The organism is Limnoglobus roseus, from assembly GCF_008254045.1.
Classification (GTDB): Bacteria; Planctomycetota; Planctomycetia; order Gemmatales; family Gemmataceae; genus Limnoglobus; species Limnoglobus roseus.
Window position 1 is genome coordinate 867,650 of record NZ_CP042425.1, and the last position, 26,394, is coordinate 894,043.

Genomic DNA, 26,394 nt, shown 5'->3' on the forward strand with positions numbered 1-26,394 from the left:
AGAGAGCTTCTTCGGGTTTGGTTTTCTCCGTGCCCTCCGTGCCGCCGTGGTGAAATGTCTTTAAGATTCCTCGCAGACCTCTCCTTCGCGTCCCCGCCTGCCGTATCCCCTTCGAGACGAGTCTCACGTATGAAACCTGCCCTCGTCACAGCAGCCCTGCTGCTGTTCGCTCCGCTTGCCCTGGGGGACATCGACCCCGCTCGCCTCGCCCGCATCGACGCGGTCGCCGCCGAGCAGATTCAGAAAGCCAATGTCCCCGGGGCGGTCGTGGTGGTCGTTCACGACGACGCCGTCGTCTTCCGCAAGGCCTATGGCTACCGACAACTCGTGCCCGAAAAGCAGCCGATGACGTTCGACGCCGTCTTCGACATGGCCTCGCTGACGAAGTCGATCGCCACCGGCACGTCGGTGGCGCTGCTCGTTGAGCAGGGCAAAATCAAAGTCTCCGATCCGGTGGCGAAGTACTGGCCGGCGTTCGCCGCCAACGGCAAGGAGGGCGTGACCGTCGAACACTGCTTGCTGCACACGGCCGGGCTGATCCCCGACAACTCGATCAAGGATTACGTCGGCACGCGCGACGAGATGCTCGGCCGCGTCGCGAATTTGAAGCTCGAAGCGCCGCCGGGAACGCGGTTCAAGTACAGCGATGTCGGCTACATCGTCCTCGGTGAGTTGGTCGCCAAGATCAGCGGCAAACCGCTCGACGAGTTCGCGGCCGAGAACGTCTTCAAGCCGTTGAAGATGACGAAGTCCGGCTACAAGCCCGCCGCCGGGATGCCGTTCGCCATCACCGGGGTGCGCGACGGTAAGCCCATCGCCGGTGAGGTTCACGACCCGCGGGCGTTCGCCCTCGGCGGCGTAGCCGGGCACGCGGGGTTGTTCAGCACGGCCGACGACGTGACGTGGTATTGCCGGATGCTCCTCCGCGGCGGCGAACTCGACGGCACGCGCATCCTCAGCCCGCTCGCGGTGAAGTTCTTCACCGACCCGCACCCTGTTCCCGGCGGTCTGCGGTCCTACGGGTGGGACGTGGACACCAGCTATTCCGGCCCCCGCGGCGACCTGTTCCCGCCCGGCGACGGCTTCGGCCATACCGGCTTCACCGGCACGTCGGTCTGGGTCGATCCGCCGTCGAAGACCGCCATCATTATCCTGACCAACCGCCTTCACCCCGACGAGAAGAAGGGCAACTCGGCCGAGATCCGCCGGCAAGTTGCGAACATCGTGGCGAGCGCGATCACCACCGACAGCGGGCGGCTGTTCCACCAGAAGGCGACCGCCGTTCGCACGGCTCCCGTGCTGACCGGCATCGACCTGCTGCGGCGCGACAAGTTCGCGAGTTTGAAGGGAAAGAACGTCGGCCTCGTGACGAACCACACCGGCCGCGCCGCCGACGGCACGCCCACGATTGACCTTCTCGCGAAGGCCGACGGCGTGAAGCTCGTCGCGCTGTTCAGTCCGGAACACGGCATCCGCGGCGAGAAGGACGAGAAGGTCGGCGACGGCAAGGACGAGCAAACCGGCCTGCCGGTGTTCAGCCTCTACGGCGAGCGCCGCAAGCCGACGGCCGAGACGCTCAAGGGCATCGACACGCTCGTCTACGACATCCAGGACATCGGCTGCCGGTTCTACACCTACTCCAGCACGCTCGGCCTCATCCTCGAAGCGGCGAAGGAGAACAACCTTCGCGTCGTCGTCCTCGACCGGCCAAACCCCATCGGCGGCGTCCTGGTAGAAGGCCCGGTGCGGGACGAAGGCCGCGGCTCGTTCGTCGGCTACCACGACGTTCCGCTGCGGCACGGTCTGACCGTGGGCGAGATGGCGAGGATGTTCAACGCGGAGCGGAAGATCGGGGCCGACCTGGCCGTGGTGAAGTGCGAGAACTGGCGGCGCGGCGACACCTTCGACCGCACCGGCCTGCCGTGGCGGAACCCGTCGCCGAACATGCGGCACCTCACCGCCGCGATGCTCTACCCCGGCGTCGGCCTGCTGGAGACGACGAACGTCAGCGTCGGCCGCGGCACGGAACGCCCGTTCGAGTGGATCGGCGCGCCGTGGATCGACGGCCGCAAGTTGGCCGCCGAACTGAACCGGGCGAAGCTGTCCGGCGTGAAGTTCGTGCCGACGAGTCGCACCCCGACGAGCTCCACGTTCAAAGACAAGGAGTGCGGCGGCATCGACATCATCGTCGAGGACTGGAACCGCTTGCGGCCGGTCCCCGTCGGCCTGTCGATGGCGGCGGCGTTGCGGAAGCTCTACCCGAAGGAGTGGGAAACAAAGCGGTTCGACACGCTGTTGCTTCATAAGGCCACGCTCGACGGCCTGACGGCGGGCAAATCCGTCGCCGAGTTGGAGAAGGCATGGCAGCCCGAGTTGCAAAAGTACCTCGACCGGCGAGCGGCGGTCCTGCTCTACGAGGAGTGAGAACCGGCGGCCGGTCCTACCCCCACCTCCGATCAACCCGTGAACAACTCGATCGGGTGAACGGCGTGGCGGCCGGTGAGGTCGCGGATCTGGTGGCGGCACGACGTGCCCGTGGCGATCACCGCCGCCGCGGGGTCGGCGGCCAGCGCGGGGAGGAGTTGTAAGCCGGCGATCTTCACACTGAGGTCGTAGTGCTCCTCTTCGTAGCCGAACGCCCCGGCCATGCCGCAACAGCCGGCGTCGAGGGTGGTCACGGCGAGGTCGGGTACGAGCTTCAACGCCGCTTGCGTGCCGCCGACGCCGACGAGCGCTTTCTGATGGCAGTGGCCGTGGAAGAGCGCTTTCGAAGTCTTCGCGCGAACCAGCAACTCGCACTTCTTCTCCGCGATCTCGTTCGCCAACCACGACTCGATCAGGAACGCCGACGCCGCGACGCGCTTGGCCGCATCGCCGGGCACCAACTCCGGCCACTCGTCGGCAAGCGTGAGGACGCAACTCGGCTCCAACCCCAGGATCGGCACACCCGCGTCGGCGGCGGCGATCAGCTTCGCGATGCCGCGCTCGGCCAGTCCTTGAGCCGCCGTGAGGAAGCCCTTCGAGATCATCGCCCGCCCGCAACAGACGTTCGCGAGTTGCACCGAGTAGCCGGCCTTCTCCAACACTTCGACCGCCGCCCGACCGATGTGCGGTTCCTGGTAGGTGGTGAAGCAGTCGTCGAGAAGCACTACCGAGCGGCGAGCGGCGAGCGGCGAGCGTTTCGAGAACCAGCGGCGGAAGTGCTGCCGGTGGAACTCCGGCAAGCTCCGGCGGCGGTCGAACCCGGTAGACCACTGCATCACGCGGCGGATCAGGCTCCGGCGGCCGAACCAGTTCAACGGCCCGGCAACTTGCGACGCCAGCGGCGAGAGCCAGTCGATGTTCTTGAGCATGAGGTGCCCGACCGGCCGCGGCCGCCGGCGGTAGTACGCCTGCTGCCACTCGGCCTTCAGCTTCGCCACGTCGACGTTGCTCGGGCATTCGGCCTTGCACGCCTTGCACGATAGGCAGAGGTCCATCACGTCGGCCACCCACCGCTCTTCCAGTGCGGAGTGCGAAGCGCGGATCGCAGCGTGCGGAGGAAAGCTTTCGGTTTTGACCTCCGCGTTCCGCACGCCGCGCTCCGCACTCAAGGCGAGTCGCAGGGCGTTCGCCCGGCCGCGCGTGCTGTCGCGCTCGTCCATCGTCGCGCGGTAACTCGGGCACATCGAGCCGCCCTGCGTCTTGCGGCAGACGCCGGCCCCGTTGCAGAGTTCGATGCTGCGGAAGAAGCCGCCCTGCTTCTCGTAGTTGAAGACCGTCGGCGGTTCGGCGACCGTGTGGCCGGGCGTGAACCGGAGGTTCTCCTCCATCGCCGGACCGTTGACAACCTTGCCGGGGTTGAGCACGTTCGTCGGGTCGAACGCCCGCTTGATGTCCCGGAAGCCGTCGTAGATGGCGTCACCGAACATCTTCCGGTTCCACTCGCTGCGCACGAGGCCGTCGCCGTGCTCGCCGCTGAGACTGCCGCCGAACTCGAGCACCAGGTCGGTCACGTCGGTCATGATCGCCCGCATCCGCACCACGTCGCCGGGGTCGTGCAGGTTCAGTACCGGCCGGATGTGCAGGCAGCCGACGCTGGCGTGGCCGTAGAACGTGCCGTCGGTGCCGTGCTTGTGGAAGATCTCGCGGAACCGCGTCGCGAACTCCGGCAGCTTCTCCGGCGACACGGCCGTGTCTTCGCAGAACGTGATCGGCTTGCCGTCGCCGGCCATCCCGTACAGCAGCGGCACGGCCGCCGACCGCAGGTTCCAGAGCGGGTCACGCAACTGCGGGTCGTTGGCCGTCACCGCCACGGTCAGCCCCTTCGCCCCGCGGAGCTTCGCCGACAACTTCTCGACGAGGGCGGCCGCTTCGCTCGCGGTGTCGGTGATGAATTCGACCATCAACACGGCGGCCGGCGTGCCGTGGATGGCCCCCATCGCGTGCTTCAGCGACCGCTGTTGGCGGGCCAGGTTCAGCAGCAGTTCGTCCATTAACTCGACGGCCGACGGCTTGAATTCCAGACAGACCGCGAGCGCATCGAGCGCAGCCCGCAGCGAGTCGAACTGCGGTACGAGCAATCCGCGGTGGACCGGCTTCGGCACCAGCGACAACTCAGCCGAAGACACGACGGCGAGCGTACCTTCGCTGCCGACGATGAGCGGCACGAGTGTGTTCGGCTTCACGTCCGCGAGGTTGTACCCGCTCACCCGGCGGACGATCTTCGGGAACCGGCGGTCGATCTCGTCGGCGTTCGTGGTGACGACGCGCTCGACGGTGCGGTAGATGTCTCCTTCGCGGTCGCGGCGTTCGAGCTTGCGTTGCTTCTCCGTAGCCGTCAGCGGGCCGAAGGTGGTGCGCGTGCCGTCGGAGAGAATGGCAGACAGAGAGCGGACGTGGTCGATGGTCTTGCCGTATCGAATGGAGCGGGAGCCGGCGGAGTTGTTGCCGATCATGCCGCCGATGGTCGCCCGGCTCGCGGTCGCCACGTCGGGGCCGAAGAAGAGGTTGTGCGGCGCGAGTTCCCGGTTCAGTTGATCGAGCACCACCCCGGGCTGTACGCGAACGGTACGATTTGCCGCGTCGATCTCGCCAACGCGGTTCAGGTACTTCGAGCAGTCCAGCACGATGCCGGGGCCGATCGACTGCCCCGAGAGACTCGTCCCGCCGCCGCGGGCGGTGATCGGCACGCTCAGGTCGGCGGCGATCTGCACCGCGACGAGCACATCTTCCTCGGTCTTCGGGATCACCACGCCGAGGGGCGGAATCTGGTAATGGCTGGCGTCGGTGGCGTACAGGCGGCGGGACGTGTCGTCGAAGCGGACCTCGCCGGTCACGTGCCGGGCGAGGTACCGGACCAGCGAATCGTGCCGCACCGCCGCGAAGTTGCTCATGGGGGCATTTTACGAGATCGCGGCGGGTGGAGATTTTCCGGCGACAAGGGTTGAAGTTTCGCTCACGCGAACGAACATAGTCTTCACGGACGGCCGGTGCGGCTCGCGGGATGCGGGTCGGGCGGCGGGGCCGCTCTTGCGTGCCGCCGATTCCGGACGATGGATTCGCTCTGTAAGGAGAAGCAGCATGTTCGCACGCCGCACTTTGATGGCCGGAGCCATCGCCCTTCTCGGCCTGTCGGCCGACACCGCCTCGGCTCAAATGATCCCGCCACCGGCCGCGTTGCCGACGACGGTCGTGACGCAATCGACGCCAGCAGTGGAAACCACGACGGCCCACCGCGGGTTGTTCGGCCGCCGCGCCGCCCGCACCACCGTCACGCCGGCGAGCTACACCACGCCGGTGATGACGGCCCCGGTCCTGTCGCAAGCCGCGACCGTGACCCAGACCCAGTTGACAATTCCCGTACCGATGCCGATGCCGTCGACGACGGTGCCGAGCGTGACCACGACCCCGGGCGTCACCACCACGCCGACGATTGTGACGACCACCCCGCCCGTCGTGACGACGGAATCGGCCCCGATGATGAGCACGACCGCGGCCCCGGTCACGGTGACGGAAGGGACCACGACCCCCGCCGCCGGCCGCGTGCGGACCACCCGCACGGGTCTGTTCAGCCGCATCTTCCGCCGGTAAGACGAACCGTCAGTAAACTTCCCCGGCGGGCGTCGGACTCACTCCGACGCCCGCCGGTTGCTTTCTCCTCGACACGCGGCAGACACTCATGCGGATTCTTGTGACGGGCGGCGCGGGGTACATCGGCTCCCACACGGTCAAGCTCCTCCTCGCCCGCGGCCACGCGGTGACGGTCTACGACAACCTCTCCTTCGGCCACCGGGACGCCGTGCCGAAGGAAACGCTCGTCGTCGGCGACCTCAAGGACATCGACCACCTCGACCAGATCATGGTGGTGAACCAGATCGAGGCGGTGATCCACTTCGCCGCCTTCGCCTACGTCGGCGAGTCGGTGACGAACCCGGCGAAGTACTACCAGAACAACCTGCTCAACAGCATGAACCTGCTGGAGCGAGTCCGGCGGCTCGGCATCCCGCGGTTCGTCTTCTCCAGCACCTGCGCGACCTACGGCGTGCCGACCGCGATGCCGATCACCGAGGACGAGAAGCAGTCGCCGATCAACCCCTACGGCAACTCGAAGTTCTGCTTCGAGAAGATGCTGGCCGACTACGCCGCCGCGTACCCGCTCGGGTTCACGGCCCTGCGGTACTTCAACGCGAGCGGGGCCGCCCCGGACGGCAGCATCGGCGAAGACCACACGCCGGAGACGCACCTGATCCCGCTCGTGCTACAAGTGGCGCTCGGCCAGCGGCCGCACATCGAGATTTTCGGCACCGACTACCCGACGTCGGACGGCACGTGCATCCGCGATTACATCCACGTCGACGACCTGGCGGAAGCCCACCTGCTCGCCCTGGAGAAGATTCAGCCGAACCAGGGGAACTTCTACAACGTCGGCATCGGCCGCGGGTACAGTGTCCGCGAAGTGATCCAGGTGGCCGAGGAAGTGACGGGCAAGAAAATCGCCGTGAAGGAAGCCCCTCGACGGGCCGGCGATCCGCCATCGCTGGTGGCCGGCAGCGACAAGATCCGCCGCGAGTTGGGCTGGCAGCCGAAGTACACGCAGTTGCGGGCAATCCTCGAAACGGCCTGGAACTGGCACAAAGCCCACCCGAAGGGCTACGGCGACAAGTAGCGGGCGCAAGCCCAGGGACGGCCGTCCCTGGGCTTTTCGGTTCAAATCCGCACGAAGATGCGGTTGCGGTACATCCACCACAGGATGAGCCAGTAGACCAGCAGCAGAACCACGCCGGAGACGAACGGCTCGTACTCGGTGCCGAACATCTGGAAGACCGTCGGGCCGAAGTGCGTGCGGAACGAGCCGAGGACGAAGTCTTCGATCAGGTGCGAGCCGCAGTACGCGACGATGGAGTTCGCCCCGATGACCCGCAACGGGTAACTCCAGCCGGTGTACCCGATGGCGTCGGTCGCGGCCGTGAAGAGCGCGAGCAGCAGGAAGCACCACCCGCCGCTGAACAGCACCCAACTCGGCGTCCAGATGCGCTTCACGTTCGGGCAGATGCCGAGGTGATCGAGCGCGTACCCGGCGGCCAACAGCGGCAGGCCGATCAGCACGAACCGGCCGACGATTCGCCAATTCGCACCCATTTCCTTCAACCACGTCCCCGCGATCAATCCCAGGATCATCGTGCCGAGCGTCGGGATGAAGCTGAGCGTCGCGTAGCCGCCGCCGTTGTGCTGGTTCGTCCGCGGCAGGTGGGGGTACAGCCATTGCTCGAAGGCGTAGGCCGGGTTGGTGTTCTTGTCCCAGTGGGCGGCGAACCCCGTCGGGTGTTTCATGTCGGTACCCCAACTGCTAGAAAGCCCCCCCCAGTCTCCCTTCACGCCGACGGTCGTGTAATCGAAGTCTGGTGCCGGAGCCGGCCACGCGGCGAACAGTAGCCAGTAGCCGACGAGGATGACCGACAGCGCCACCCACCGCCAGACCGGCTTCGCGAAGCCGAGAAGGAACAGAAAGACGTAGCCGAGCCCGATCTGCGAGAGCGTGTCTTCGAACGTCCAGTTCGTTTGCTTCTTCCCCATCGACCGCAGGAACACGCCGAGCAAGATCAGCAACACCGCCCGCAGAACAGCGTGCAGCGTCATCCGCGTGAACGACTGCCCCTTCGCGACGCGGCTGGCGATCGAGAACGGCAACGCCACGCCGACGAGGAACGAAAACGACGGTTGAATGAGGTCGTGCAGCGAGCAGCCGCGCCACTCGACGTGCGACTGGTGCCAGCTGAGGAACTGCCAGACGGGGCTATGGGGGAAGGTCTTCGCCATCCGGCCGAGGTGCAGCACCTCGGCCATCATGAGCAGCATGACGAAGCCGCGGTAGGCGTCGACGGACGTGATGCGAGCGAGCGGCGGTGGTGTCGGTGACATGAAAGCACCCGGCGTGAGGGACGCCGGGTGTTGTATCGTGCCGCGGGCGGCGGCCAAGTTCCAGACCGATTCGGCGTCGTGGTGAAGCAGGTCGAATTGATCGGCGAACCGTTTGCGAAGCAATCACTGTTGGGGCTTCGCAGCAGTGATTGGCCACGAAGCGAGCAGGCTTTCTTACCCCGTCCGCAGCCACTTCGCCGCGTCCTTCGCGTGGTACGTCAGGATCATGTCGGCACCAGCCCGCTTGATGCTCGTCAGAATCTCCAGCGTCACGCGACGTTCGTCGATCCAGCCGTTGCGGGCGGCGGCCTTCACCATCGCGAACTCGCCGCTCACGTTGTACGCGGCCACCGGCAACCCAAACGTCTCCTTCACCCGGTGGATGATGTCCAGGTACGACAACGCCGGCTTCACCATCACGAGGTCGGCCCCCTCTTGCACGTCGAGGGCCACTTCGCGAATCGCCTCGTTCGTGTTGGCCGGGTCCATCTGGTAGGTCGAGCGGTCGCCGAACGACGGCGGGCTTTCGGCCGCGTCGCGGAACGGGCCGTAGAAGCCGCTCGCGTACTTCGCCGCGTAGCTCAGGATCGGTAGATTCGCGAAACCGGCGTCATCGAGGCCACGGCGAATGGCCTGCACCATGCCGTCCATCATGCCGCTCGGGGCGACGAGGTCGGCCCCCGCCTTCGCGTGGCTGACACACTGCGCGGCCAGCAGCGGCAGCGTGGCGTCATTGTCCACGTCGAGGCCGGCGTGCGTCTCGCACAGCGGGCCGCAGTGGCCGTGGTCGGTGTACTCGCACAGGCACTCGTCGGTGACGAGGTACACGTCCTGCCCGTAAGCCTTGCGCAGAGCGCGAAGGCTCTGCTGCACGATGCCGTCCTCGTCCAGCGACACTCGGCCTTCGGGGTCTTTCTTCGGCGGGATGCCGAACAGCATGAACGAGCGAACGCCGAGTTCCTTCGCGGCCCCGACTTCCTCGACGAGCGTGTCCACGCTGAGTTGGAAGTTGCCCGGCATCGACGCGATCTCGTTCCGCACGCCGCGGCCGGTTCGCACGAACAGCGGCAGGATGAAGTCGCCCGCGTCGAGTTTCGTCTCGCGCACGAGTTCGCGCAGGATCGGTGACGACCGCAACCGGCGGGGGCGGACCGTGGGGAAGCCGGCAGTCGGGAATGGAAGCTGCGAAGCCATGACGCTCTCCGAGTTGTGCGAGATACCGAATTGTATCGGGCCTTCTTTTGGAACCCAGAGCGGAAGCGGCGGGGTGGCGAGGCCGTCTCCACACCCCGTCGCTTCCGCTCTGGGTTCCAAAAATCGCGGCCCCTCGCGGCCCCAAACTCATTTGACGCCCTGCCCGCGGTCGATTACTTTAACACCATCCCACCCCACGGCTCCCATCTCCTCGGAGCATCGTAAATGTCGGCCGATAAGCTCCCGCGATCCTGCCCCGGTCCGAACCGCCGCGATTTCCTCCGCTTCGGGTCTGTCGCCGTCGCGTCGACCGCGTTGGGCGTCACGCCGTTCCGGGCGAAAGCGAGTACGTCGTCGAACGACCCGGCCGTCATCTTCGTCTGGCTGCCGGGCGGGCCGCCGCACCAAGATACCTTCGACATGAAGCCGGACTCGCCGGCCGAGTACCGCGGGCCGTACAAGCCGATCCACACGAACGTCCCCGGCATTGACATCTGCGAGTACCTGCCGAAGCTGGCGACGATGGCCGACAAGTACGCGATCATCCGCAGCATCGCGCACACGTTCGCGGACCACGGCGGCGGGCACAAGAAGTTCCTCACCGGCCGCGACCCGATGCAGCCGACGGGCTTCATCAACGACTACCCGATGGTCGGCTCGATGGCGGCGAAGATGCTCGCCCACAAGCACGCCGGCGTGCCGAACTACATCGCCGGCGTGGACGGCGGCCGCCAGAACATCGACACGTTCAGCTTCGGCTCGTCGTACCTCGGCCCGAACACGTACCCGTTCACCATCGTCGGCGACCCGTCGGACAAGAAGTTCGAGATCAAGAACCTGTCCCTGCTGCCCGGCACGGAAGAGAAGATCGCCGACCGACTGTCGCTGCTGGAAAAGATCAATAAGCCGCTCGTCGGCGACCTGACCGGCAACGCCGCCACTCAAGACACGTTCCGCCAACGTGCCCTGGAACTGGTGACGAAGGACACGGCCAAGTCCGCGTTCGACCTGACGAAAGAGCCGGCCAAACTCCGCGAACGGTACGGCAACCACCGCTACGGCCAGCGGGCGCTGATGGCCCGGCGGTTGGTCGAACACGGGGCGAGTTGGGTGACGATGGTCATGGAAAACGCCACGCCGCCCGGCGAGCAGATGGTGAAGAACCACACGTACAACTGGGACTCGCACGCGGTCAACTGTCACATCTTCGAGGACACGCAGTTCAAGCTCGGCTTCCTCGATCAAGCGATTTCGGCCCTCATCGAAGACCTGTACGCCCGCGGCCTCGACAAGCGGGTGCTGCTCGTCGTGACCGGCGAGTTCGGCCGTACGCCGAAGATCGAATACTCGAAGGGCACGCAGACGGGCGTCTCGCAACCCGGCCGCGACCACTGGCCGTCGGCGATGTCGATTCTGGTCAGCGGCGGCGGGATGAAGATGGGCCAAACGATCGGCAGCACGACGAGCAAGGCCGAGACGCCCAAGGACCGGCCGATGGTCCCGGAAGACCTGTGGGCGACGGTGTTCAACCACCTGCACATCGACTACGCGAGCACGAGTTTCCCCGACGGCACCGGCCGGCCGATGCCGATGCTGCCGCGCGGCGAGCCGATCAAGGAACTGGTGTAGAAGTCCTCCGACGGGCGAAACCGTGCCGATTCAAGGCAACAAAGAAGTCGATCTCCACCACAACGAACCGGCCCCGCCCGGCTACACAGTTCAGGTGGTTTGGTTCGAGCCAACTCGCGAGGGAGGTCCTCGTCACCCGGTTTCGAACATTGCCGCCCTGCGGCGAATCTTCGACCCGTACCGGGACCACGAACAACTGGTCATCTACCTGGATCGGGACGGGGGCGAATCCGGTTCCGTCTGGGTGCACCTGACCGACGACCGGGCGTGGGTCAGCCACATGACGCAACCCGGCGGTATCGACTCATACTGTTGCGATTCGCGATCGCGAGATTCCGACGAAACTATCGACTTCACCCTCAGCAACGGCCAAGTGGACGAGATTCATCGGTACTGGACGGTCACCCGAGCCAAGGGATTTCGAGCGTTAGAATACTTCCTCCGTCACGGCGACCGCGACCCCGGCCTGAATTGGGCCACGGAAGTGCCATCGTTCCAAGAACCACCCTGAGGAATCGCCGTGCCGCGATATGACGAGGACGACGACCTGCCGGACGGCGTCTACCACGACGACGAGTGGCAGACCGTGCCGTGCCGATATTGTCGCGCGGAGATCGCTGAGGGGACGGAACAGTGTCCGAAGTGCGGGAACTATCAGTCGGGCGAGGACGCACCGCCGGAACGGCGGTCGTGGTTCATCATCGTGGTGATGCTGCTCGCACTGGCGTGTGCCCTTTTCTGGGCGGTCGGGAACTGATCTGCTACTTCTTCGCGCTCGCCCCGAGGGATTGGACGTAGTCCACCAAGTCCTCGACCTCCCGCGGCGAGAGCTTGCTGTGCGGTGGCATCGGCGTGCCGGGGATGCCGTAGAAGATCAGCGAATACAGGTGGGCTTTCTCGCCGCCCGTCTTGAACACGCCACTGGTCAGATCACGGGGCTTGTTCGGTAAGCCGTCGCCGCCGATCCACGGCGGGTCGTTCTTCTTGTCGCTCACCACGCCCGGCCCGTCGCCGCGGCCGTCGGCCCCGTGGCACGACGCGCACGCCGTCTTTGCCGTGTTCACGAACAACACCCGGCCCCGGTCCACCGACGCCGGCGTGGCCGGCGTGAAGGCCGGGAAGGTGTTCGCCTCGCCGGGTTGCGATTCCTTCTCGACCTTCTTCGCGATGTCCTTCCAGTCCGGGTCTTCCTGGTTATTGTCGGCTTCCCGCTTGTACCGCTCGACCAACCCGGCCCGCGACAGGTCGCGGACGTGGGCGACGACCGCCCGGAGTTCGTCGTCGGTCATCTTGTCCGCGAAGCCCGGCATCGCCGAACCGAGGATGCCGGTTCGGATCGTGTAGACTAGGTCGGCGTCGGTCGGCAGGCCGCCCTGATCGCCCTTGTGCGTGCTGGTGAACTTGTACTTGTCCCGGCCGAAGTACCGGGCGTGCGGGTTCAGCCCGGCAAGCCCCTGGCCGGTGCCGTTCTCGCCGTGGCAGTACGCACAGTGTTTGATGAAGAGCGCGCGACCGTCCGGCGGCGGCATGTGGTCCGACGGCGGCGGGGTGCGACTGGCGTAGTCGAAGGTGGCGACACCGCCGGCAAGCCAGGCGGCGAGCAGGGCCAACGGGGCCAGCCCGACGAGGCCCTGGCGGAATCGCGAGAGCTTCGGAGGGGCGGCGTGAGCGGGGAAGAGAACCGGAGAGTCACCCATGTTACTTCAAATACCGAGAAACCGGCACGAAAGCAACGGGTGACAGCTCGACTTGTTTGTGATACTCGACTATGCCGCCTTCAAGCGAAACGGGCCGACGACGGTGGCGTCGGCGCTCGGCTTGAGGCTGTTCAATTCCCGCAGGGTTTGTTGCAGCACGGTGGCCACTACCGAGTCGGGGCTGGCTTGGCGGATCAGGGTCGCGACTTCGGTGGCGGCCCACCGGAGTTCGCTCGCGTCGATCGCGGGCAGGGCGGGGGAAACCGGTAAACGGGATTTCGTCGTCGTCATGGCCCAGAACCTCCTTGTTCTTGGGAGAAGCAAAGGGGGATTGTGCCGCAATCGGGGGCCGACGACAAGGGCAATTTCCCGGGAACACGAAAAGCCCACGGACGAGCGTCCGTGGGCTTCGAGGGTTAACACATTTCACACGATTAATAGCGGCCTTCGAGGCCGAAGCGGATGGCGTTGAGCGACACGCCCGTTTCCTTCGGGGTGAACACCGGGAAGGCCGGGCCGGTCACGCCGTTGGTCCGCGGCGGGATCTGCGTCGGGTTCACGCGGAGGTCGATCTGATCGCCCGCCCGCACCACGTTGCTCAGGTACAGGTAGTCGTACCCGACGTATGCCCGCAGGTGCGGTGTCAGTTGCACGCCGGCCTTCAGCCCGACCCACGGCATCACCGCGAAGCGGTCGCGGGTGTAGTGGCCGATGTTCGACGGCTGCGCCAACAGGCCGCCCTGGTACGTTTGCGCCGGGCCGCCCGGCGGCGTGATCGTCGTGTTCCCGTCGATGTCGATGACTTGGTGGTTCACGCCGAGGGCCACGCCCGCCCGTGCACCGAGGTAGTAGTGGCTGTACCGGCGTTCGGTGGCGAAGCCGATGTTCGCACCGTGGAAGTTGTTCGAGGTCTTGAAGTTGTCGTTGACCTGGAACATCGTCCCCGGTGTCACGTTCGTCTGGCCCGGCAGCGAGGTCAGGTTCTCCTGAATGTTGATCTCGTCCCGGACGTTCAGGTACGTGTACCCGAGCAGCAGGTCGAAGCGGCCGCACGGCCCGCAGCAGAGGTTCTTGACGAAGTTCGGGCCACCGCCGATGATGTTCGACCGCGACTGCACGTTAATGCTGCCCGCCAGGATGCCGGGGAACGACACGAGTTCCGTGTCCGGCAGGCCGGTGATCGTGTTCGTAAACGGCCGGGTGATAATCGAGGCACCGGTCGGGTCGCTGGCCGTGTAGCCTTGTTTGCTCTGGCCGAGGAAGAAGAAGTTGCCTTCGATCCCGCACTTTTGGGCGTCGTCGAACCACATGCCGGCGTTCAGGTAGAACCCGCTCCGCCAATTGCTGTTCACCTTGCCGGTCGGGTAAAGGACCGTCGTGCCGGGACCACCCAGCGTACCGGCCACCGCCCGCGGTGTACCGACAGGGGCCGCAGTGACGAGCGGCGGCACGTTCTGGCCGGTCAGGTGACCATACCAGTAGCCGGCGTCGAACCAGAACTTTCCGGGCGGGCCGCACGGCACGGCACAGGCGGCCGGGGCGGGGCACGCAACGGCACTACACCCACCCTCGGTCAAGAGGCCGGACATCGGCGTCTGGACGGGGGTTGCTGGGGTAGCCGGGCTGGCCGGGATCGGGGTTCCCGGCTTGGCCGCGACGGGTGCCGGGGCCGCCGGCTTGGCCGGGGTCGTCGCCTGGACCGCGATCAAATTGGGGGCGGTAGCGAGGGGTGAGCCACGGTCGATGGTCGTGGCAGCAACTCTAGCGGGGACGGCCGACGAAGGGGCGGTCGCGGTGGGTGCGGCTTGTTGGGCCGACAGCGCACCGGCTGCTCCGACGCAAGCCGCCACGCCACCGAGAAAACGGGTCAGCATGGGACTCCTCTCCCTGTTACTCGCGGGCGGCATCCGGCTCCTGCCGGACTACGGGGAATTGCCCGCGGATTGATTCCATCCCGTACAACCTCCGTATCGGATTCTCCCCACTGTTCGGTATTCCCCGGCCATAGCCCTTTTCGCCATATTCTCAAAACGAGCCACTTTAAACCTGCTTCTCCGATCAATCGGAATAACCGAACGGTTTTTCTGACAGGTGCGATGTTAACCTGAATGAATTTTGACGAATTTGACTTGAAGTGATACGTCGATATTCCGCAGAATAGTACCAGTGAAGGTCGAATTTTCTCACTTGAGAGGAAATCACGATTTTCACGAATTTCAAAAGCAGCGAGAGCCGCGGCCCGATAAGTGACTAGAAGCACCGCCGGGAGTGTCACTTGGAGTCTGTGCCCATGCCGCTGATATGGAAGTCCTGCTGCTTTTGATCTGACACCCCCAATTTGAGGCACCCGCACCATGGCGTTGACACCTGACAAGATCCTGCAACGGCGTACAAGGAAGTTGTTGCAGAAGCCCGTCCTCCAATTGGACCACCTCGAAGATCGTTCCACGCCTGCCGTCACCGGGATCGTGTTTCAGGATTACAACGCGAACGGCGTGTTCGATACCGGCGGGACGATCGCGAACAACGGCACCGGCACACTCCCCACGGCCAACGATCACGGCCTCGCGGGCATCACCGTCACGGCCTACGACTCGACGAACACGGTCGTCGGCACTGCCATCTCGGGGTCGAACGGTTCGTACACGCTGACCCCGAGCAAGAACGGCCAACTGCGGATCGAGTTCACGGGTCTGCCGACGGGCGTGTTCTTCGGCCCGAGCGGGCTGAGTAACAACTCGGCCGTGCAGTTCGTCGATGCCAACGCGGCCAACGTGAACCTCGCCCTGGTCCGGCCGGAAGACTATAGCGTCGCCAACCCGACGCTCGTCACCAGCGTGTACGTCTTCGGCGGGAGCACGGCCAACGACGAGAACCCGAACACGGGCGTCATCCTCAGCACCGCCAGTTCGGCCGGTTCGGCCGACGGCGACACGAACCTCACGAACTACATCAACCCGACGACCCACGACCTCGCCGTCCACCAGGACCAGGTCGGCACGACGTGGGGCCTGGCCTACGACGCCACCAGTGGCAAGCTGTACGCCTCCGCCTTCCTGAAGCGGCACAGCGGCCTCGGGCCGGGCGGTGCGGGCGCGATCTATCAGACCGGCCTGACCGGCACGACGGCGAGCGTCTACGCCGACCTCAACAGCATCTACGGCGACTTCCCCGCCGGGAACATGAATGACGTGTTCCGCGATGCCGCCAACAACCCGGTGGCGTTCAACCGCAATTACACCGACGTCGAATCGTGGGCCCGGGACGGCCTCGTGCGGTTCACCGACGTGAACGGCGTGACCCGTGACCTCGGGTGGGACGCGGTCGGCAAAATCTCCCTCGGCGGCCTGACGAACAACGCCGACAACACCAAACTGTACACGATCGCCCTCGGCGACCGGCGGCTGTACTCGCTGCCGACGAGCGGCGCACTGAACACCTCGACCGTCCAGCGGTTCGACATTCCGATCCCGGCCACGGTCACCGGCCGCACGGCCGCGAACCCGCTCGGCGATCTGCGGCCGTTCGCCGTCGAATACTACCGCGGGTTGATCTACGTCGGGGCGGTCAACTCGGCCGAAAGCACCCAGAACCGAAACGACCTGAAGGCTTACGTCTTCGCGTTCGACCCGGTGAAGGGCACGTTCGTCAACGCCGCCCGGCAATCGACGACCACCGAAGCGGTCCTGACGGTCGATCTGAACTACGACCGCGGCCACACGCACATGGGCGGCGAGCAAGACAACCACTACGCCAGCGGGATCGCCCCACCCGACCCGGCGGAATGGAACCCGTGGTCGCCGACGATCAAGACCGTGCCGAACCAGCCCGAGGCCATCGGCCGCGCCGACTACCCGCAGCCGTGGCTCACGGGTCTGTCGTTCGACACGTCCGGCAACATCGTCCTCGGCATCCGCGACCGGGCCGGCGACCAGTTCGGCCGCCTGACGGCCGAAGACCCGATGAACCCGAACGCCTTCAATTTCTTCGGCATCACGGCCGGCGACACGCTCCGTGCGTTCATCAACACGCCGGGCAACCTTGACGCGGTGCAGGCCAACCCTGCTCAGACGTTCTCGGGCTGGACGCTGGAAATGAACGGCCGCAGCCCGGCCGGCGTGGGCGGTGCCCCGCAGAACACCGGCCAAGGCCCCGGCGGCGGCGAGTTCTACTACCAGGACGACCTGCCCCGCGACCCGACGCAGCCCCCCGTCGGCGTGGCCACCGAGCACGACGAGGTCAGCGCCGGCGGTGTGCTGCAAATCCCCGGCACGAACACGCTCATCTCGACGGCCTTCGACCCCGTGCGGCAAGCCGGCGTGGTGAACACTGGCGGCTTCCGCTGGTACGACAACACGACCGGGGCCACGATCAAGCAGTACCAGATCTACAGCACCCCGATCTCGCCCGGTGCGCAGACGTTCGGCAAGGCCAACGGCGTCGGCGACCTGATCGCCATCGGCGGCCAGGCCCCGGTGGAAATCGGCAACTACGTCTGGAACGACACCAACCGCAACGGCATCCAGGACGCCGGCGAGGCGGCCGTCTCGGGTCTGCAACTCAACCTGTACGCGGCCGGGAACGACGGCCAGTTCGGCACCGCCGACGACGTGCTCCTCGGTTCGGCGACGACCGACGCGAACGGGAACTACTACTTCTCGTCCGTGGCCGGCACGACGACGAGCAGCCGCGTCATGAACCTGCCGCTGGCGCCGAGCACGCAATACCAGGTGCGGGTGCCGGGCGGCCAGGCGGCCCTGGCCCGCAAGGAAGCCACCGTCGCCAACGCCGGGACGAACGGCTCGATCGATTCGAACGCCGTCAGCACCGCCGCGGGCCTCGTCGTCAACGTCACCACCGGCGTCGCCGGGCAGGCCGACCACACGTTCGACATCGGCATCGTCGACCAGCCGCTGGTATCCATCGGCAACTTCGTGTGGAACGACGCGAACAACAACGGCGTCTTCGACAACGGCGAGGCCGGCATCGGCAACGTCACCGTGAACCTGTACGCCGCCGACGGCACGACGCTTCTCGCCACCCAGCAGACGACCGCGACCGGCGGCTACCAGTTCGACAGCCTCCGGGCCGGCAGTTACATCGTCGAAATCATCCCGCCGGCGAACTTCGCCTCCAGCAGCGGGAAGAACGGCAGCCTGACCGGGCCGTTCGAGCCGGGCGTGGTCGGAAACCTGAACAACCAGGACCACGGCACGGCCCAGGCGAACGGTCGGATCCGGGCGGCCGTCGTCGCCCTGGCGAACCCCGGCGACCTGGCCAACCCGGACAGCAACGGGCAAGGGGCCAACAACGCCAACTTCAACGTCGACTTCGGCCTCTACCGCCTTCAGTCGGTCGGGAACTTCGTCTGGATCGACGGCAACAACAACGGCCGGTTCGACGCGGGCGAGTCCCCGGTGGTGAACGCCCCGGTTGATTTGCTCGACGCGGCCGGCAACGTGCTGGCCAGCACCACGACCGACGCGAACGGGAACTACCTGTTCACCCGGTTGGGGACCGGCACCTACTCGGTCCGCGTCCTCGCCCCGACGGGCTACCGCAGCAGCACCGGGCAGAACGGCTCCCTGACCGGGCCGTACGAACCGGGCGTGACCGGCATCCAGGACAACGAAGACCACGGCACGACCAACGGCGCGTTCGTGCAGACCGCCCCGTTCATCCTGAACGCCCCCGGCGCGAACCCGGACGACGGCGGTTTCGCAAACCTGCGGCAGGACTTCGGCCTGTTCCAACCGGTGAGCGTCGGCAACTTCGTGTGGGAAGACGCGAACAACAACGGCGTCCTCGACGCCGGCGAGTCGCCGCTGGCGGGCGTGCCCGTCACCCTCTTCGACGGCAGCGGCGCCCAACTGGCGACGACGACCACCGACGCGAACGGCAACTACCTGTTCACCAACCTGGCGGGCGGGCAGTACATCATCCGCGTCACGGCCCCGGCCGGCTACGTGAGCAGCACGGGGGTGCCGACGAACGCCACGAGCGGACCGTTCGAACCGGCCCCGCAAACGAACGTCGACAACTCCGACCACGGCACGTCGATCGGCGGCAACTTCGTCCAATCGGTGGTCACCCTGGGCGGCCCGGGGTCGAGCGACAACCCGGACAACAGCGGGTTGGCGAACCTGCGGCAAGACTTCGGCCTGTTCCGCCCGCTCTCCATCGGCGACTTCGTCTGGAAGGATACGAACAACAACGGCAAGTTCGACTCCGGCGAAACCGGCGTCCCGAACGTGGTAGTCAAGTTGCTCGATGCCACCGGCGCGATCGTGGCCACGACGACGACCAGTGCGACCGGCAACTACCTGTTCACGGGTCTGGCGACCGGCACGTACTCGGTGCAGATCGAAACCCCGGCGGGCTTCGCCAGCAGCACCGGCCCGAACAGCGTCTACGAGCCGGCCCCGCAGACGAACAACAACAACGAGGACCACGGCACGGCCGCCGGCGCGATCATCCAGGCTCCGCCGATCGTCCTCGGCGTGCCGGGCACGAACCCGGACAACGGCGGCCTGGCGAACCTGCGGCAAGACTTCGGCCTGTTCCCGCTCCTGTCGATCGGGAACCAGGTCTGGTACGACGTGAACAACAACGGCAAGCTCGACGCCGGCGAGACGGGGATCGCGAACATCCCCGTCCGCCTGCTGAACGCGAGCCTGAGCGTCATTGCCAGCACGACGACCGACGCGAACGGGAACTACCTGTTCACGAACCTCTTGCCCGGCACGTACTCGGTCGAGATCGACCGGCCGGCCGACAAGACGAGTTCGACGGGCACGCCGAACTCCTTCACCGGGCCGTATGAAGTCGCCCCCGGCGGGGTGCTGCCGGACAACGCGAACGACAGTGAGGACAAGGGGAACACCCTGGCCGGCGGCACGGTCATCCGGGCGAAGCCGGTCACGCTGCTCGCGTTCGGGGACAACCCGGACGTGGGCGGGACAGGTAACATCCGCCAGGACTTCGGCTTGACGGACAACATCGTCCCGCCGCCACCGCCGCCGCCGATCATCCCGCCCGCCAACGTGTCGGGCTACGTCTACCGCGACACGTTCCAGCCCAACGGGATCCGGCAGCCCGCGAACGGCGAGTCCGGCATCTCGGGCGTCACGATCACGATCAAGGACGCCAACGGCAACACGGTCGGCACGACCAAAACGGACGCCAACGGGTACTACCAGTTCCTCAGCCTGCCGGCCGGCGCGTACACGATCTACGAAACGCAACCGCCGGCGTTCATCGACGGCCTGGACACGCCCGGCAGCCTCGGCGGCACGTCGCCGTCCAACGACGTGCTGACGGTGACGCTCGCCCCGAACGACTTCGGCCTGGAGTACAACTTCGGCGAAGTCCTGCCGACGCCCCCGATCGTCGTCCCGCCGTCCCCGCCGCCGCCGGTTTCGCCCCCGCCGGGCGAGCCGTCCAAGACGGACTTCCTCGGCTCGTCGCCGAACCAAGTGGTCACGGTCCCGCCGACCTCTCCGCCGCCGATCATCAGCGGCCCGACCGCCCCGTCGTTCAGCAACCCACTGAACACGGCCAACCCGCGGTTCATCATCACCGCGGGCGGGGCGGGCAGCCTGCCGACGGTCCGCGTGTTCGACTACTCGGCCGGCGTCGAGCGGTACAACTTCTCGGTGTACGAGAACAGCTTCACCGGCGGCGTCCGCGTGGCTCAGGGCGACGTGGACGGTGACGGCGTCGACGACATCATCACCGGCACGGGCATCGGCGGCGGCCCGCGGATCAAGGTCTACAGCGGGGCGACCGGAGCCCTCATCCGCGACTTCTTCGCCTTCGAACCGACCTTCCGCGGCGGCATCTTTGTGGCGGCCGGGGACATCGACGGCGACGGCAAGGCCGACATCGTCGTCGGGGCCGAGGTCGGCGGCGGGCCGCGGATCACGACGTTCAGCGGGGCCGACGGGTCGGTGCTGAACAACTTCTTCGCCTTCGACCCGAACCAGCGCGGCGGCACCCGCATCGCGCTGGGCGACTTCAACGGCGACGGCAAGGCCGACATCGTGGCCTCGACCGGGGCCGGCGTGCCGACCCGCATCCGCGTGTTCGACGGCACGAACGTCGGCAACATCCTGACCGACTTCGTCCCGTTCGAGTCGACCTTCACCGGCGGCGTGAACCTCGCGGTCGGCGACTTCGACGGCGACGGCAAGCCGGACATCATCGCCGGGGCCGAGGCCGGCGGCGGGCCGCGGGTCATGGTGTTCAACGGCCAGTCGTTGGCGGTCATGGCCAGCTACTTCGCCTTCGACACGAGCTTCACCGGCGGTACGCGGGTGGCCGCCCAGGACGTCAACGGCGACGGCCGGTCCGACATCGTCGTCGGCTCCGGTGCGGGCCGCCAGGCCGAGACGATCGTCTTCAACGCCAACGGCCTCGGCGTCATCGACGACTTCTTCCCGATCGACACGACCGGCGGGATTTACGTCGGGTAAGACGGCGGGTCAACGTAACGCAGAAGGGGCGGGAGTCGCGAAACGACTCCCGCCCCTTCTCGTTCCGCCTCTCGTGGTCGGTCGGCCTTACGACGCGGTTCGATTAATCGGCAGCACTTCGACCACCGCCCCCGCCGCGTAGTTCACCTCGCCCGGCGGCAGCACCAGGAAGGCATCCGCGTCCAGCATCGCCCGCAGGTCCGGCGAGCCGAACCACTTCAGCCCCCGCACACCGTCGCCGTCGCGCTTCGCCGGGTGGTACGTGGGCCGGTTGTTGTTCGCCGCGAACGGTTCACTCAGGGTTAGCTTCTGCGTCGCCGTCGGTGGGTCGATGTGCCCGCCCATCACGCGGAGGGCCGGCTTCACGAACAGTTCAAATCCCACGAACGAACTCACCGGGTTCCCCGGCAGGCCGAAGACGAGTTTGTCGCCCTTCGTGCCGAACAGCAGCGGCTTGCCCGGCTTCATCTTCACGTGGTGGAAGTGAGCCGTCACGCCGCAGTCTTTCAGCACCTTCGGCACGAGGTCGAAGTCACCGGCCGACACGCCGCCCGCCAGGATGAGGACGTTCGCGATCTCCAGCCCCTCGGCGATGTACGACCGCAGCACGTCCTCGCGGTCGGTGGCGATGCCGATGTACCGCGGCAACCCGCCGGCGAGCGCGACCTGAGCCGTCAGCATCGGGCCGTTGCTGTTGCGGATCTGCCCCGGCTTCGGCCGGCGGTTCGGCTCGACGAGTTCGTCGCCGGTCGCCACCACCGCGACCTTCGGCTGCGGGTACGCCGGCACCGTGGTCTTGCCCACGCTCGCAAGCAGGCCGAACGTCGCCGGCGTCAGCACCGTGCCGGCCGGGATGACCGTCTCGCCGACCTTCATCTCGGTCGCTTGCCGCAGGATGAACTGCCCGGCGGTCGGGACTTCGCGAATCACCACGCGGTCGGCCGACGGCGAATCGGTCTTCTCTCGCATCACGACGGCGTCGGCCCCCGGCGGGATCGGCGCGCCGGTGAACAGCCGCACCGCCTCGCCCGGCCCGACGGTCTTCGTCGGCATCTTCCCCGCCGGGATTTCCTCGACCACCGTCAACTCGGCAGTCGGCGAAACGTCCGCAGCCCGCACCGCGTAGCCGTCCATGAGCGACTTGTCGAACGGCGGCGAATCGACGTCGCTGGCAACGTCGGCCGCAATGACCTGACCGAGCGATGACGACATGAGGGCGGTGAAATCGGCCTTCAGCCGCTTGGCGTGCCGGAGGACGATCTCGCGGGCCGCGGAAACTTCGAGCATCAGGTGGGTTCTCTTCGGGCGGCGGGGTCCAGTCACGTTATGATTCCGGGATACCGCCGGCACGGTTCGCGTCTAACACGAACGGCGGGAGTCGGTATAACGTCCCTCACCATTCGCCCGGAGGGAACCCATGCCGGCCGTCATCGACGACACCTACGCCGAAGCCTTTCGCTCCATCTTCGCCGAAATCCTGGTCACGGCCGCCGACGCCCACTGGCTGGACACGGCCGCCCGCCACGCCACCGGGAATGCGTCGTCGTCGATCCTCTGCGACTGCGAGGCGGCCGTGAGCCGGTCCGTGGACGCGAAGGACACGCCCGACGGCCGGCCGGGTGTCGTGTTGCAGTTTCACGTGCCGCGGTTCTGGAAGGAACGCGAACAGAAGCTCGAACGGGCGCTGCTCGTTCGCGTGAGCCAGAACGTGCTAACCTGCCCGACGACGGCGTGCTTCAACATGCTGCCGGCAGAGGAAAAGTGGTTCCCCCTCGGGCGGAAGGTGTCGTACTTCGGCGACGGCCACCAGTTCAAGGACGAGCGGTTCGGCCGCCGCGTGCGGGTCATCCCGATCCTCAGCGGCGAGTTCGTCATCGAGCGACGCTTCGGCTGGGCCGAAGGGCTGATGGGCGGCAACCTCTGGTTCATGGGCGGCACGCCCGAAGCGGCCCTCGACGCGGCGAAGCGGTCGGCCGACGCGGTGCGGGCGTCCGGCAACCCGGTCAGTTTGCCGTTTCCCGGCGGCGTCGCGTCGAGCGGGTCGAAGGCCGGCAGCAAGTACAAGTTCACCATCGCCAGTACCTACGCCGAGTTCTGCCCGACGCTACGGAACAAGCCCGGCGTGACGACGCGACTGCCAGAGGGCGTGGCGAGCGTGCAAGAGATCATCATCAACGGCCCGGACCTGGCGACGATCAGCGCCGCCACGCAGGTCGCTATCGCGGCAGCGAAGGACGTGCCCGACCTTCTCCGCATCTCGGCCGGCAACTACGGCGGTCGCCTCGGCAAGAGTTTCGTGTACCTGCTCCCGAAGGCGGCCGGGGCGTAATCACGTCGAGTACACCCACCGGCCCAACCACCGGGCCGGCAGGTAGAGCAACAGGATGAGCAACCCCCACGCCCCGACGAACGCCGTCGCCAGCACCGCGTCGAGTGCGACCAGGCCGAGGATCGATCGCTTCACCGCCGCCTGCACTTCCTTCGGCCCCGGTTGCTGAATCGCCGCCACGACCTTCACGCCGACCAGCACGCCGAACGCGACGACCAAGTACGGGAAGTAAATTGGCGTCGTGCCCGGTAGCCGGTGCGTCGGCACGGTGACGGCCAGCCCCAGCGCCGCGAGCATCACGACCGCGGCGAGGATCAACTGCCGGCGGTTCGACTGCCCCTCTTCCGTGCGGGCGAACCACGTGACGCCGACGATGTACAGGCCGGTCGTCGCCGCGAGGTGCAGGCTCGGCAGCGCCAGCACGTCACCGCCCGCCCCGGAGAGGCCGAGCAGGATATTCAGGAACCGGCACGTGCCCATCGCCACCGGCCCGAACGGCGTGTGCTTCAGCCAAGCATCGTACAGCACGACCGCCGCGACGATGGCCAGTGCGATTGGGAATGCTGTCGGCACGAACAGGGTCAAGGCCACGCCACCCGCCATGAGCGTGAGGCCGAGGAGTAAGGCCACGCGAACGGGAACCCGGCCCGACGGGATCGGCCGGAACGGGCGAGCCTTCGCGTCCTCGCCGCGGTCGAAGAAGTCGTTCCACACCATGCCGCCGCAGTAGAGGCAGCCCGATGCGAGCAGCAGCACCGCGAACACGTCCGGCCGATCCGCGACGTACCCCGCCGCGCACGCGGCCATCGCGATGTCGGCGAACGCCGTGAAGACGTTCGGGATGCGCAACAGTTGCGCGTAGGCCAGCAGTTTCCCCTTCACCCGTTCACCCCTTCACCGTGTCACCCGTTCACGCCAACTCCACGCTCACGCCGTACTCGGCCGGCGTCGGCACCGCGTTGCGGTCGCCGAGGGCCATCACGTCTTGCTCGGCGTTCACGTACCGCACGTCGCGGATGCCTTCGGCCATCAGCCGGCCGGCCGCCACCGCCCGCGTATCGCTGCCGTCGTCGGCCATGCCGATCAGCACCGCCGACACTGCGTAGCCCCGTTTCTTCAATTGACCGAGTGCCACCGAAGTCTCGATCGGCACTTGCGGCAGAATCGCGATCACGGTCGCGTCCCGCGGGATGCGCTGGCCCATCTCCAGCGCGAACCCGGCGAACGGCGTCCCGTCGGTCAGTTCCAGCCGGGCCAGCGTTTCGCGAATCTTCTGAAACTGATCGTACCCGCGCCGCGTCTCGACGATCACCGGCCGCAGGCGGTCGTTCTGGTCCTTCTGTTCGAAGTGTGCCCGCGCGTCGTACCGATTGGCAAACTCTTCCTCCGGCGGCTGCTCGTGGTTCGGGTGTTCCTTCAGCGCCTCCTCGCGAATGCGGTCCGTGGCATCGCGGCCGTTGCTGGCCACGCCGATCTGCTGGTTCAGCATTGTCACCGCGTTCGCGATCGAGACGGCCGTGATGATCGCCAACTCGCTGCGGACCGGTTCGCCGCGCTTGAAGTAGCCGTCCCGGTGGAAGTCGAGCAAGATCGTCGCCCCGGCCAGCGAGGTCGGCTCGTAGACGCGGCTGTGCAGTTGCCCGGTGCGGGCCGTCGCCCGCCAGTGAACCCGCTGGAGCGGGTCGCCCATCTGGTACGGCCGCACGCCGGCCGTCCGTGTCGGGTCTTCAAAGAGCATGTTCGCCAGCCGGATTTCGCCGATCGGCCGCGTGGAGGAAAAGTCGAACTTCGTGATCGGCAGAACCTTCGGGTAGACCAGCACGAACGCCGGGTCGGTGAAGACGCGGTGCCGACGGTGAAGGCCGAACACGTCGCCCGTTTCGGCGAACAGCGGCCCGATCTGGTAGTAGCCGCGCATCAGGAACGTGAGTTTGAACTTCACCTCGGCCTTGCCGCCGGCCCTGATGAACAGCACCCGCAGTCGCCCGCCCTTCACGCTGACGCGGCGTTGCAGGATCGCCGCCTCGGTGAGCAAGTCTTCGACCAGCACCCACGGCACGAGCAGTTTGCCGCCGTTCCGTACGACGACGCGCACGTCCGTGCTGTCGCCGATCTCGCGCGGGGCCGTGTCCACCGTCCGCTCGGCCGCGAGGTCGGTGATCCACGACTTCGCGAGGTATCGGCTGAGCAGGAACACGCCGAGCAGCACGTACCCCGCGAACGCGACGAGGCCCGCTTGCAGCGCGAGCGCGACGCCGAGAAGAACGAAGATGCCGAGGAACCAACGCATGGGGGAAGTGTATGGGATAAGATGCGATGCTTCCGACCGCGTAGCCCGTCACGAACGGTTCTTGTCACCACGGACCGGGCCTTCCGTGGTCGGTTTTGGCGTGCGAAACTGCTTCCAACTGTTCCGCGTAGCGAACCCCACTGCGAGTAGAAGGATGCCTCCCACAGTCAGAGCCGCAATTCCTGGGGCAAGTTCACCGAACGACGGCCCACTTTTCGGGGCGTCATCCACCGCCATCTTGACGAGAAAACCCCCAACCGTGGCGATGAACAAACCCGCCACGATTGCCGGCAGGAAACTGAATAACCTTTGAATGAGCAAAAACATTAGCGGCCTCGCTTCATACGTTCTCCCGCTGTTAGTTACCATTCCACCCGTCAA

At 66.5% G+C, this 26,394-nt stretch carries 18 protein-coding genes; 8 read left to right on the top strand and 10 right to left on the bottom strand.

The genetic code is table 11. The features are described 5' to 3' along the window. Positions 1 to 129: 129 nt before the first annotated feature. On the top strand, positions 130 to 2,424 hold the full coding sequence (locus PX52LOC_RS03420) for an exo-beta-N-acetylmuramidase NamZ domain-containing protein (RefSeq protein ID WP_149108770.1): 2,295 nt from the start codon (positions 130 to 132) through the stop codon (positions 2,422 to 2,424). Positions 2,425 to 2,456: 32 nt separating this feature from the next. On the opposite strand, the gene PX52LOC_RS03425 is transcribed toward PX52LOC_RS03420, so the two are convergent. After that, positions 2,457 to 5,375 (bottom strand): FAD-binding and (Fe-S)-binding domain-containing protein, encoded by a 2,919-nt coding sequence (locus tag PX52LOC_RS03425; protein ID WP_149108771.1) that lies wholly within the window; start codon positions 5,373 to 5,375, stop codon positions 2,457 to 2,459. Between the two features lie 187 nt (positions 5,376 to 5,562). Here PX52LOC_RS03425 and PX52LOC_RS03430 point away from each other — a divergent pair, with 187 nt between their 5' ends. Both PX52LOC_RS03430 and galE read left to right on the top strand, forming a co-directional pair. After that, positions 5,563 to 6,072, top strand: a complete 510-nt coding sequence (locus PX52LOC_RS03430; protein ID WP_149108772.1) for a hypothetical protein — start codon at positions 5,563 to 5,565, stop codon at positions 6,070 to 6,072. A gap of 88 nt (positions 6,073 to 6,160) precedes the next feature. Continuing rightward, the gene (gene galE, locus PX52LOC_RS03435) at positions 6,161 to 7,147 is read left to right on the top strand and encodes a UDP-glucose 4-epimerase GalE (RefSeq protein WP_149108773.1); all 987 of its coding nucleotides are present in this window, start codon (positions 6,161 to 6,163) and stop codon (positions 7,145 to 7,147) included. Positions 7,148 to 7,188: 41 nt separating this feature from the next. On the opposite strand, the gene PX52LOC_RS03440 is transcribed toward galE, so the two are convergent. After that, positions 7,189 to 8,400 (bottom strand): acyltransferase family protein, encoded by a 1,212-nt coding sequence (locus PX52LOC_RS03440; RefSeq protein ID WP_149115410.1) that lies wholly within the window; start codon positions 8,398 to 8,400, stop codon positions 7,189 to 7,191. Positions 8,401 to 8,574: 174 nt separating this feature from the next. Then, positions 8,575 to 9,594 (bottom strand): porphobilinogen synthase, encoded by a 1,020-nt coding sequence (gene hemB / locus PX52LOC_RS03445; protein WP_149108774.1) that lies wholly within the window; start codon positions 9,592 to 9,594, stop codon positions 8,575 to 8,577. 225 nt (positions 9,595 to 9,819) lie between these two features. Here hemB and PX52LOC_RS03450 point away from each other — a divergent pair, with 225 nt between their 5' ends. The 3 genes from PX52LOC_RS03450 to PX52LOC_RS03460 are packed head-to-tail and all read left to right on the top strand — an operon-like array spanning position 9,820 to position 11,980. Continuing rightward, the gene (locus PX52LOC_RS03450) at positions 9,820 to 11,223 is read left to right on the top strand and encodes a DUF1501 domain-containing protein (RefSeq protein WP_149108775.1); all 1,404 of its coding nucleotides are present in this window, start codon (positions 9,820 to 9,822) and stop codon (positions 11,221 to 11,223) included. Between the two features lie 22 nt (positions 11,224 to 11,245). Then, positions 11,246 to 11,734, top strand: coding sequence for a hypothetical protein (locus tag PX52LOC_RS03455; protein WP_149108776.1), 489 nt, complete (start codon positions 11,246 to 11,248; stop codon positions 11,732 to 11,734). A 9-nt stretch (positions 11,735 to 11,743) separates the two neighbouring features. After that, positions 11,744 to 11,980, top strand: a complete 237-nt coding sequence (locus PX52LOC_RS03460) for a hypothetical protein (RefSeq protein ID WP_149108777.1) — start codon at positions 11,744 to 11,746, stop codon at positions 11,978 to 11,980. A gap of 4 nt (positions 11,981 to 11,984) precedes the next feature. On the opposite strand, the gene PX52LOC_RS03465 is transcribed toward PX52LOC_RS03460, so the two are convergent. The 3 genes from PX52LOC_RS03465 to PX52LOC_RS03475 form a co-directional block, all read right to left on the bottom strand. Continuing rightward, a complete protein-coding gene (locus PX52LOC_RS03465; RefSeq protein WP_149108778.1) occupies positions 11,985 to 12,920 on the bottom strand; it encodes a c-type cytochrome in 936 nt (311 codons plus the stop codon). Positions 12,921 to 12,989: 69 nt separating this feature from the next. After that, positions 12,990 to 13,211, bottom strand: coding sequence for a hypothetical protein (locus tag PX52LOC_RS03470; protein ID WP_149108779.1), 222 nt, complete (start codon positions 13,209 to 13,211; stop codon positions 12,990 to 12,992). 143 nt (positions 13,212 to 13,354) lie between these two features. Next, positions 13,355 to 14,794: a BBP7 family outer membrane beta-barrel protein gene (locus tag PX52LOC_RS03475; protein WP_149108780.1), complete on the bottom strand. Its 1,440-nt coding sequence runs from the start codon at positions 14,792 to 14,794 to the stop codon at positions 13,355 to 13,357. A 480-nt stretch (positions 14,795 to 15,274) separates the two neighbouring features. Here PX52LOC_RS03475 and PX52LOC_RS03480 point away from each other — a divergent pair, with 480 nt between their 5' ends. After that, positions 15,275 to 21,394 carry an SdrD B-like domain-containing protein gene (locus tag PX52LOC_RS03480; RefSeq protein WP_149108781.1) on the top strand — a complete coding sequence of 2,040 codons (6,120 nt, stop codon included), beginning with the start codon at positions 15,275 to 15,277 and terminating at the stop codon, positions 21,392 to 21,394. A gap of 87 nt (positions 21,395 to 21,481) precedes the next feature. On the opposite strand, the gene PX52LOC_RS03485 is transcribed toward PX52LOC_RS03480, so the two are convergent. Beyond that, complete coding sequence (locus PX52LOC_RS03485; protein WP_149108782.1) at positions 21,482 to 22,681, bottom strand: molybdopterin molybdotransferase MoeA; 1,200 nt, start codon at positions 22,679 to 22,681, stop codon at positions 21,482 to 21,484. Between the two features lie 130 nt (positions 22,682 to 22,811). Here PX52LOC_RS03485 and fhcD point away from each other — a divergent pair, with 130 nt between their 5' ends. After that, a complete protein-coding gene (gene fhcD / locus PX52LOC_RS03490; RefSeq protein WP_149108783.1) occupies positions 22,812 to 23,723 on the top strand; it encodes a formylmethanofuran--tetrahydromethanopterin N-formyltransferase in 912 nt (303 codons plus the stop codon). On the opposite strand, the gene PX52LOC_RS03495 is transcribed toward fhcD, so the two are convergent. From PX52LOC_RS03495 to PX52LOC_RS03505, 3 genes are read right to left on the bottom strand one after another with little or no spacing between them, the layout of a single operon-like run. After that, positions 23,724 to 24,605, bottom strand: a complete 882-nt coding sequence (locus PX52LOC_RS03495; RefSeq protein WP_246173642.1) for a UbiA family prenyltransferase — start codon at positions 24,603 to 24,605, stop codon at positions 23,724 to 23,726. 28 nt (positions 24,606 to 24,633) lie between these two features. Further along, complete coding sequence (locus tag PX52LOC_RS03500) at positions 24,634 to 26,013, bottom strand: DUF58 domain-containing protein (protein ID WP_149108784.1); 1,380 nt, start codon at positions 26,011 to 26,013, stop codon at positions 24,634 to 24,636. Between the two features lie 48 nt (positions 26,014 to 26,061). Next, positions 26,062 to 26,340 (bottom strand): hypothetical protein, encoded by a 279-nt coding sequence (locus tag PX52LOC_RS03505; protein WP_149108785.1) that lies wholly within the window; start codon positions 26,338 to 26,340, stop codon positions 26,062 to 26,064. Positions 26,341 to 26,394: the final 54 nt, after the last annotated feature.

Coding starts and splice junctions, on each gene's coding strand:
- PX52LOC_RS03420 (WP_149108770.1), top strand. CDS start 130: ATGAAACCTGCCCTCGTCACAGCAGCCCTGCTGCTGTTCGCTCCGCTT.
- PX52LOC_RS03425 (WP_149108771.1), bottom strand. CDS start 5,375: ATGAGCAACTTCGCGGCGGTGCGGCACGATTCGCTGGTCCGGTACCTC.
- PX52LOC_RS03430 (WP_149108772.1), top strand. CDS start 5,563: ATGTTCGCACGCCGCACTTTGATGGCCGGAGCCATCGCCCTTCTCGGC.
- galE (WP_149108773.1), top strand. CDS start 6,161: ATGCGGATTCTTGTGACGGGCGGCGCGGGGTACATCGGCTCCCACACG.
- PX52LOC_RS03440 (WP_149115410.1), bottom strand. CDS start 8,400: ATGTCACCGACACCACCGCCGCTCGCTCGCATCACGTCCGTCGACGCC.
- hemB (WP_149108774.1), bottom strand. CDS start 9,594: ATGGCTTCGCAGCTTCCATTCCCGACTGCCGGCTTCCCCACGGTCCGC.
- PX52LOC_RS03450 (WP_149108775.1), top strand. CDS start 9,820: ATGTCGGCCGATAAGCTCCCGCGATCCTGCCCCGGTCCGAACCGCCGC.
- PX52LOC_RS03465 (WP_149108778.1), bottom strand. CDS start 12,920: ATGGGTGACTCTCCGGTTCTCTTCCCCGCTCACGCCGCCCCTCCGAAG.
- PX52LOC_RS03470 (WP_149108779.1), bottom strand. CDS start 13,211: ATGACGACGACGAAATCCCGTTTACCGGTTTCCCCCGCCCTGCCCGCG.
- PX52LOC_RS03475 (WP_149108780.1), bottom strand. CDS start 14,794: ATGCTGACCCGTTTTCTCGGTGGCGTGGCGGCTTGCGTCGGAGCAGCC.
- PX52LOC_RS03480 (WP_149108781.1), top strand. CDS start 15,275: ATGGCGTTGACACCTGACAAGATCCTGCAACGGCGTACAAGGAAGTTG.
- PX52LOC_RS03485 (WP_149108782.1), bottom strand. CDS start 22,681: ATGCTCGAAGTTTCCGCGGCCCGCGAGATCGTCCTCCGGCACGCCAAG.
- fhcD (WP_149108783.1), top strand. CDS start 22,812: ATGCCGGCCGTCATCGACGACACCTACGCCGAAGCCTTTCGCTCCATC.
- PX52LOC_RS03500 (WP_149108784.1), bottom strand. CDS start 26,013: ATGCGTTGGTTCCTCGGCATCTTCGTTCTTCTCGGCGTCGCGCTCGCG.
- PX52LOC_RS03505 (WP_149108785.1), bottom strand. CDS start 26,340: ATGTTTTTGCTCATTCAAAGGTTATTCAGTTTCCTGCCGGCAATCGTG.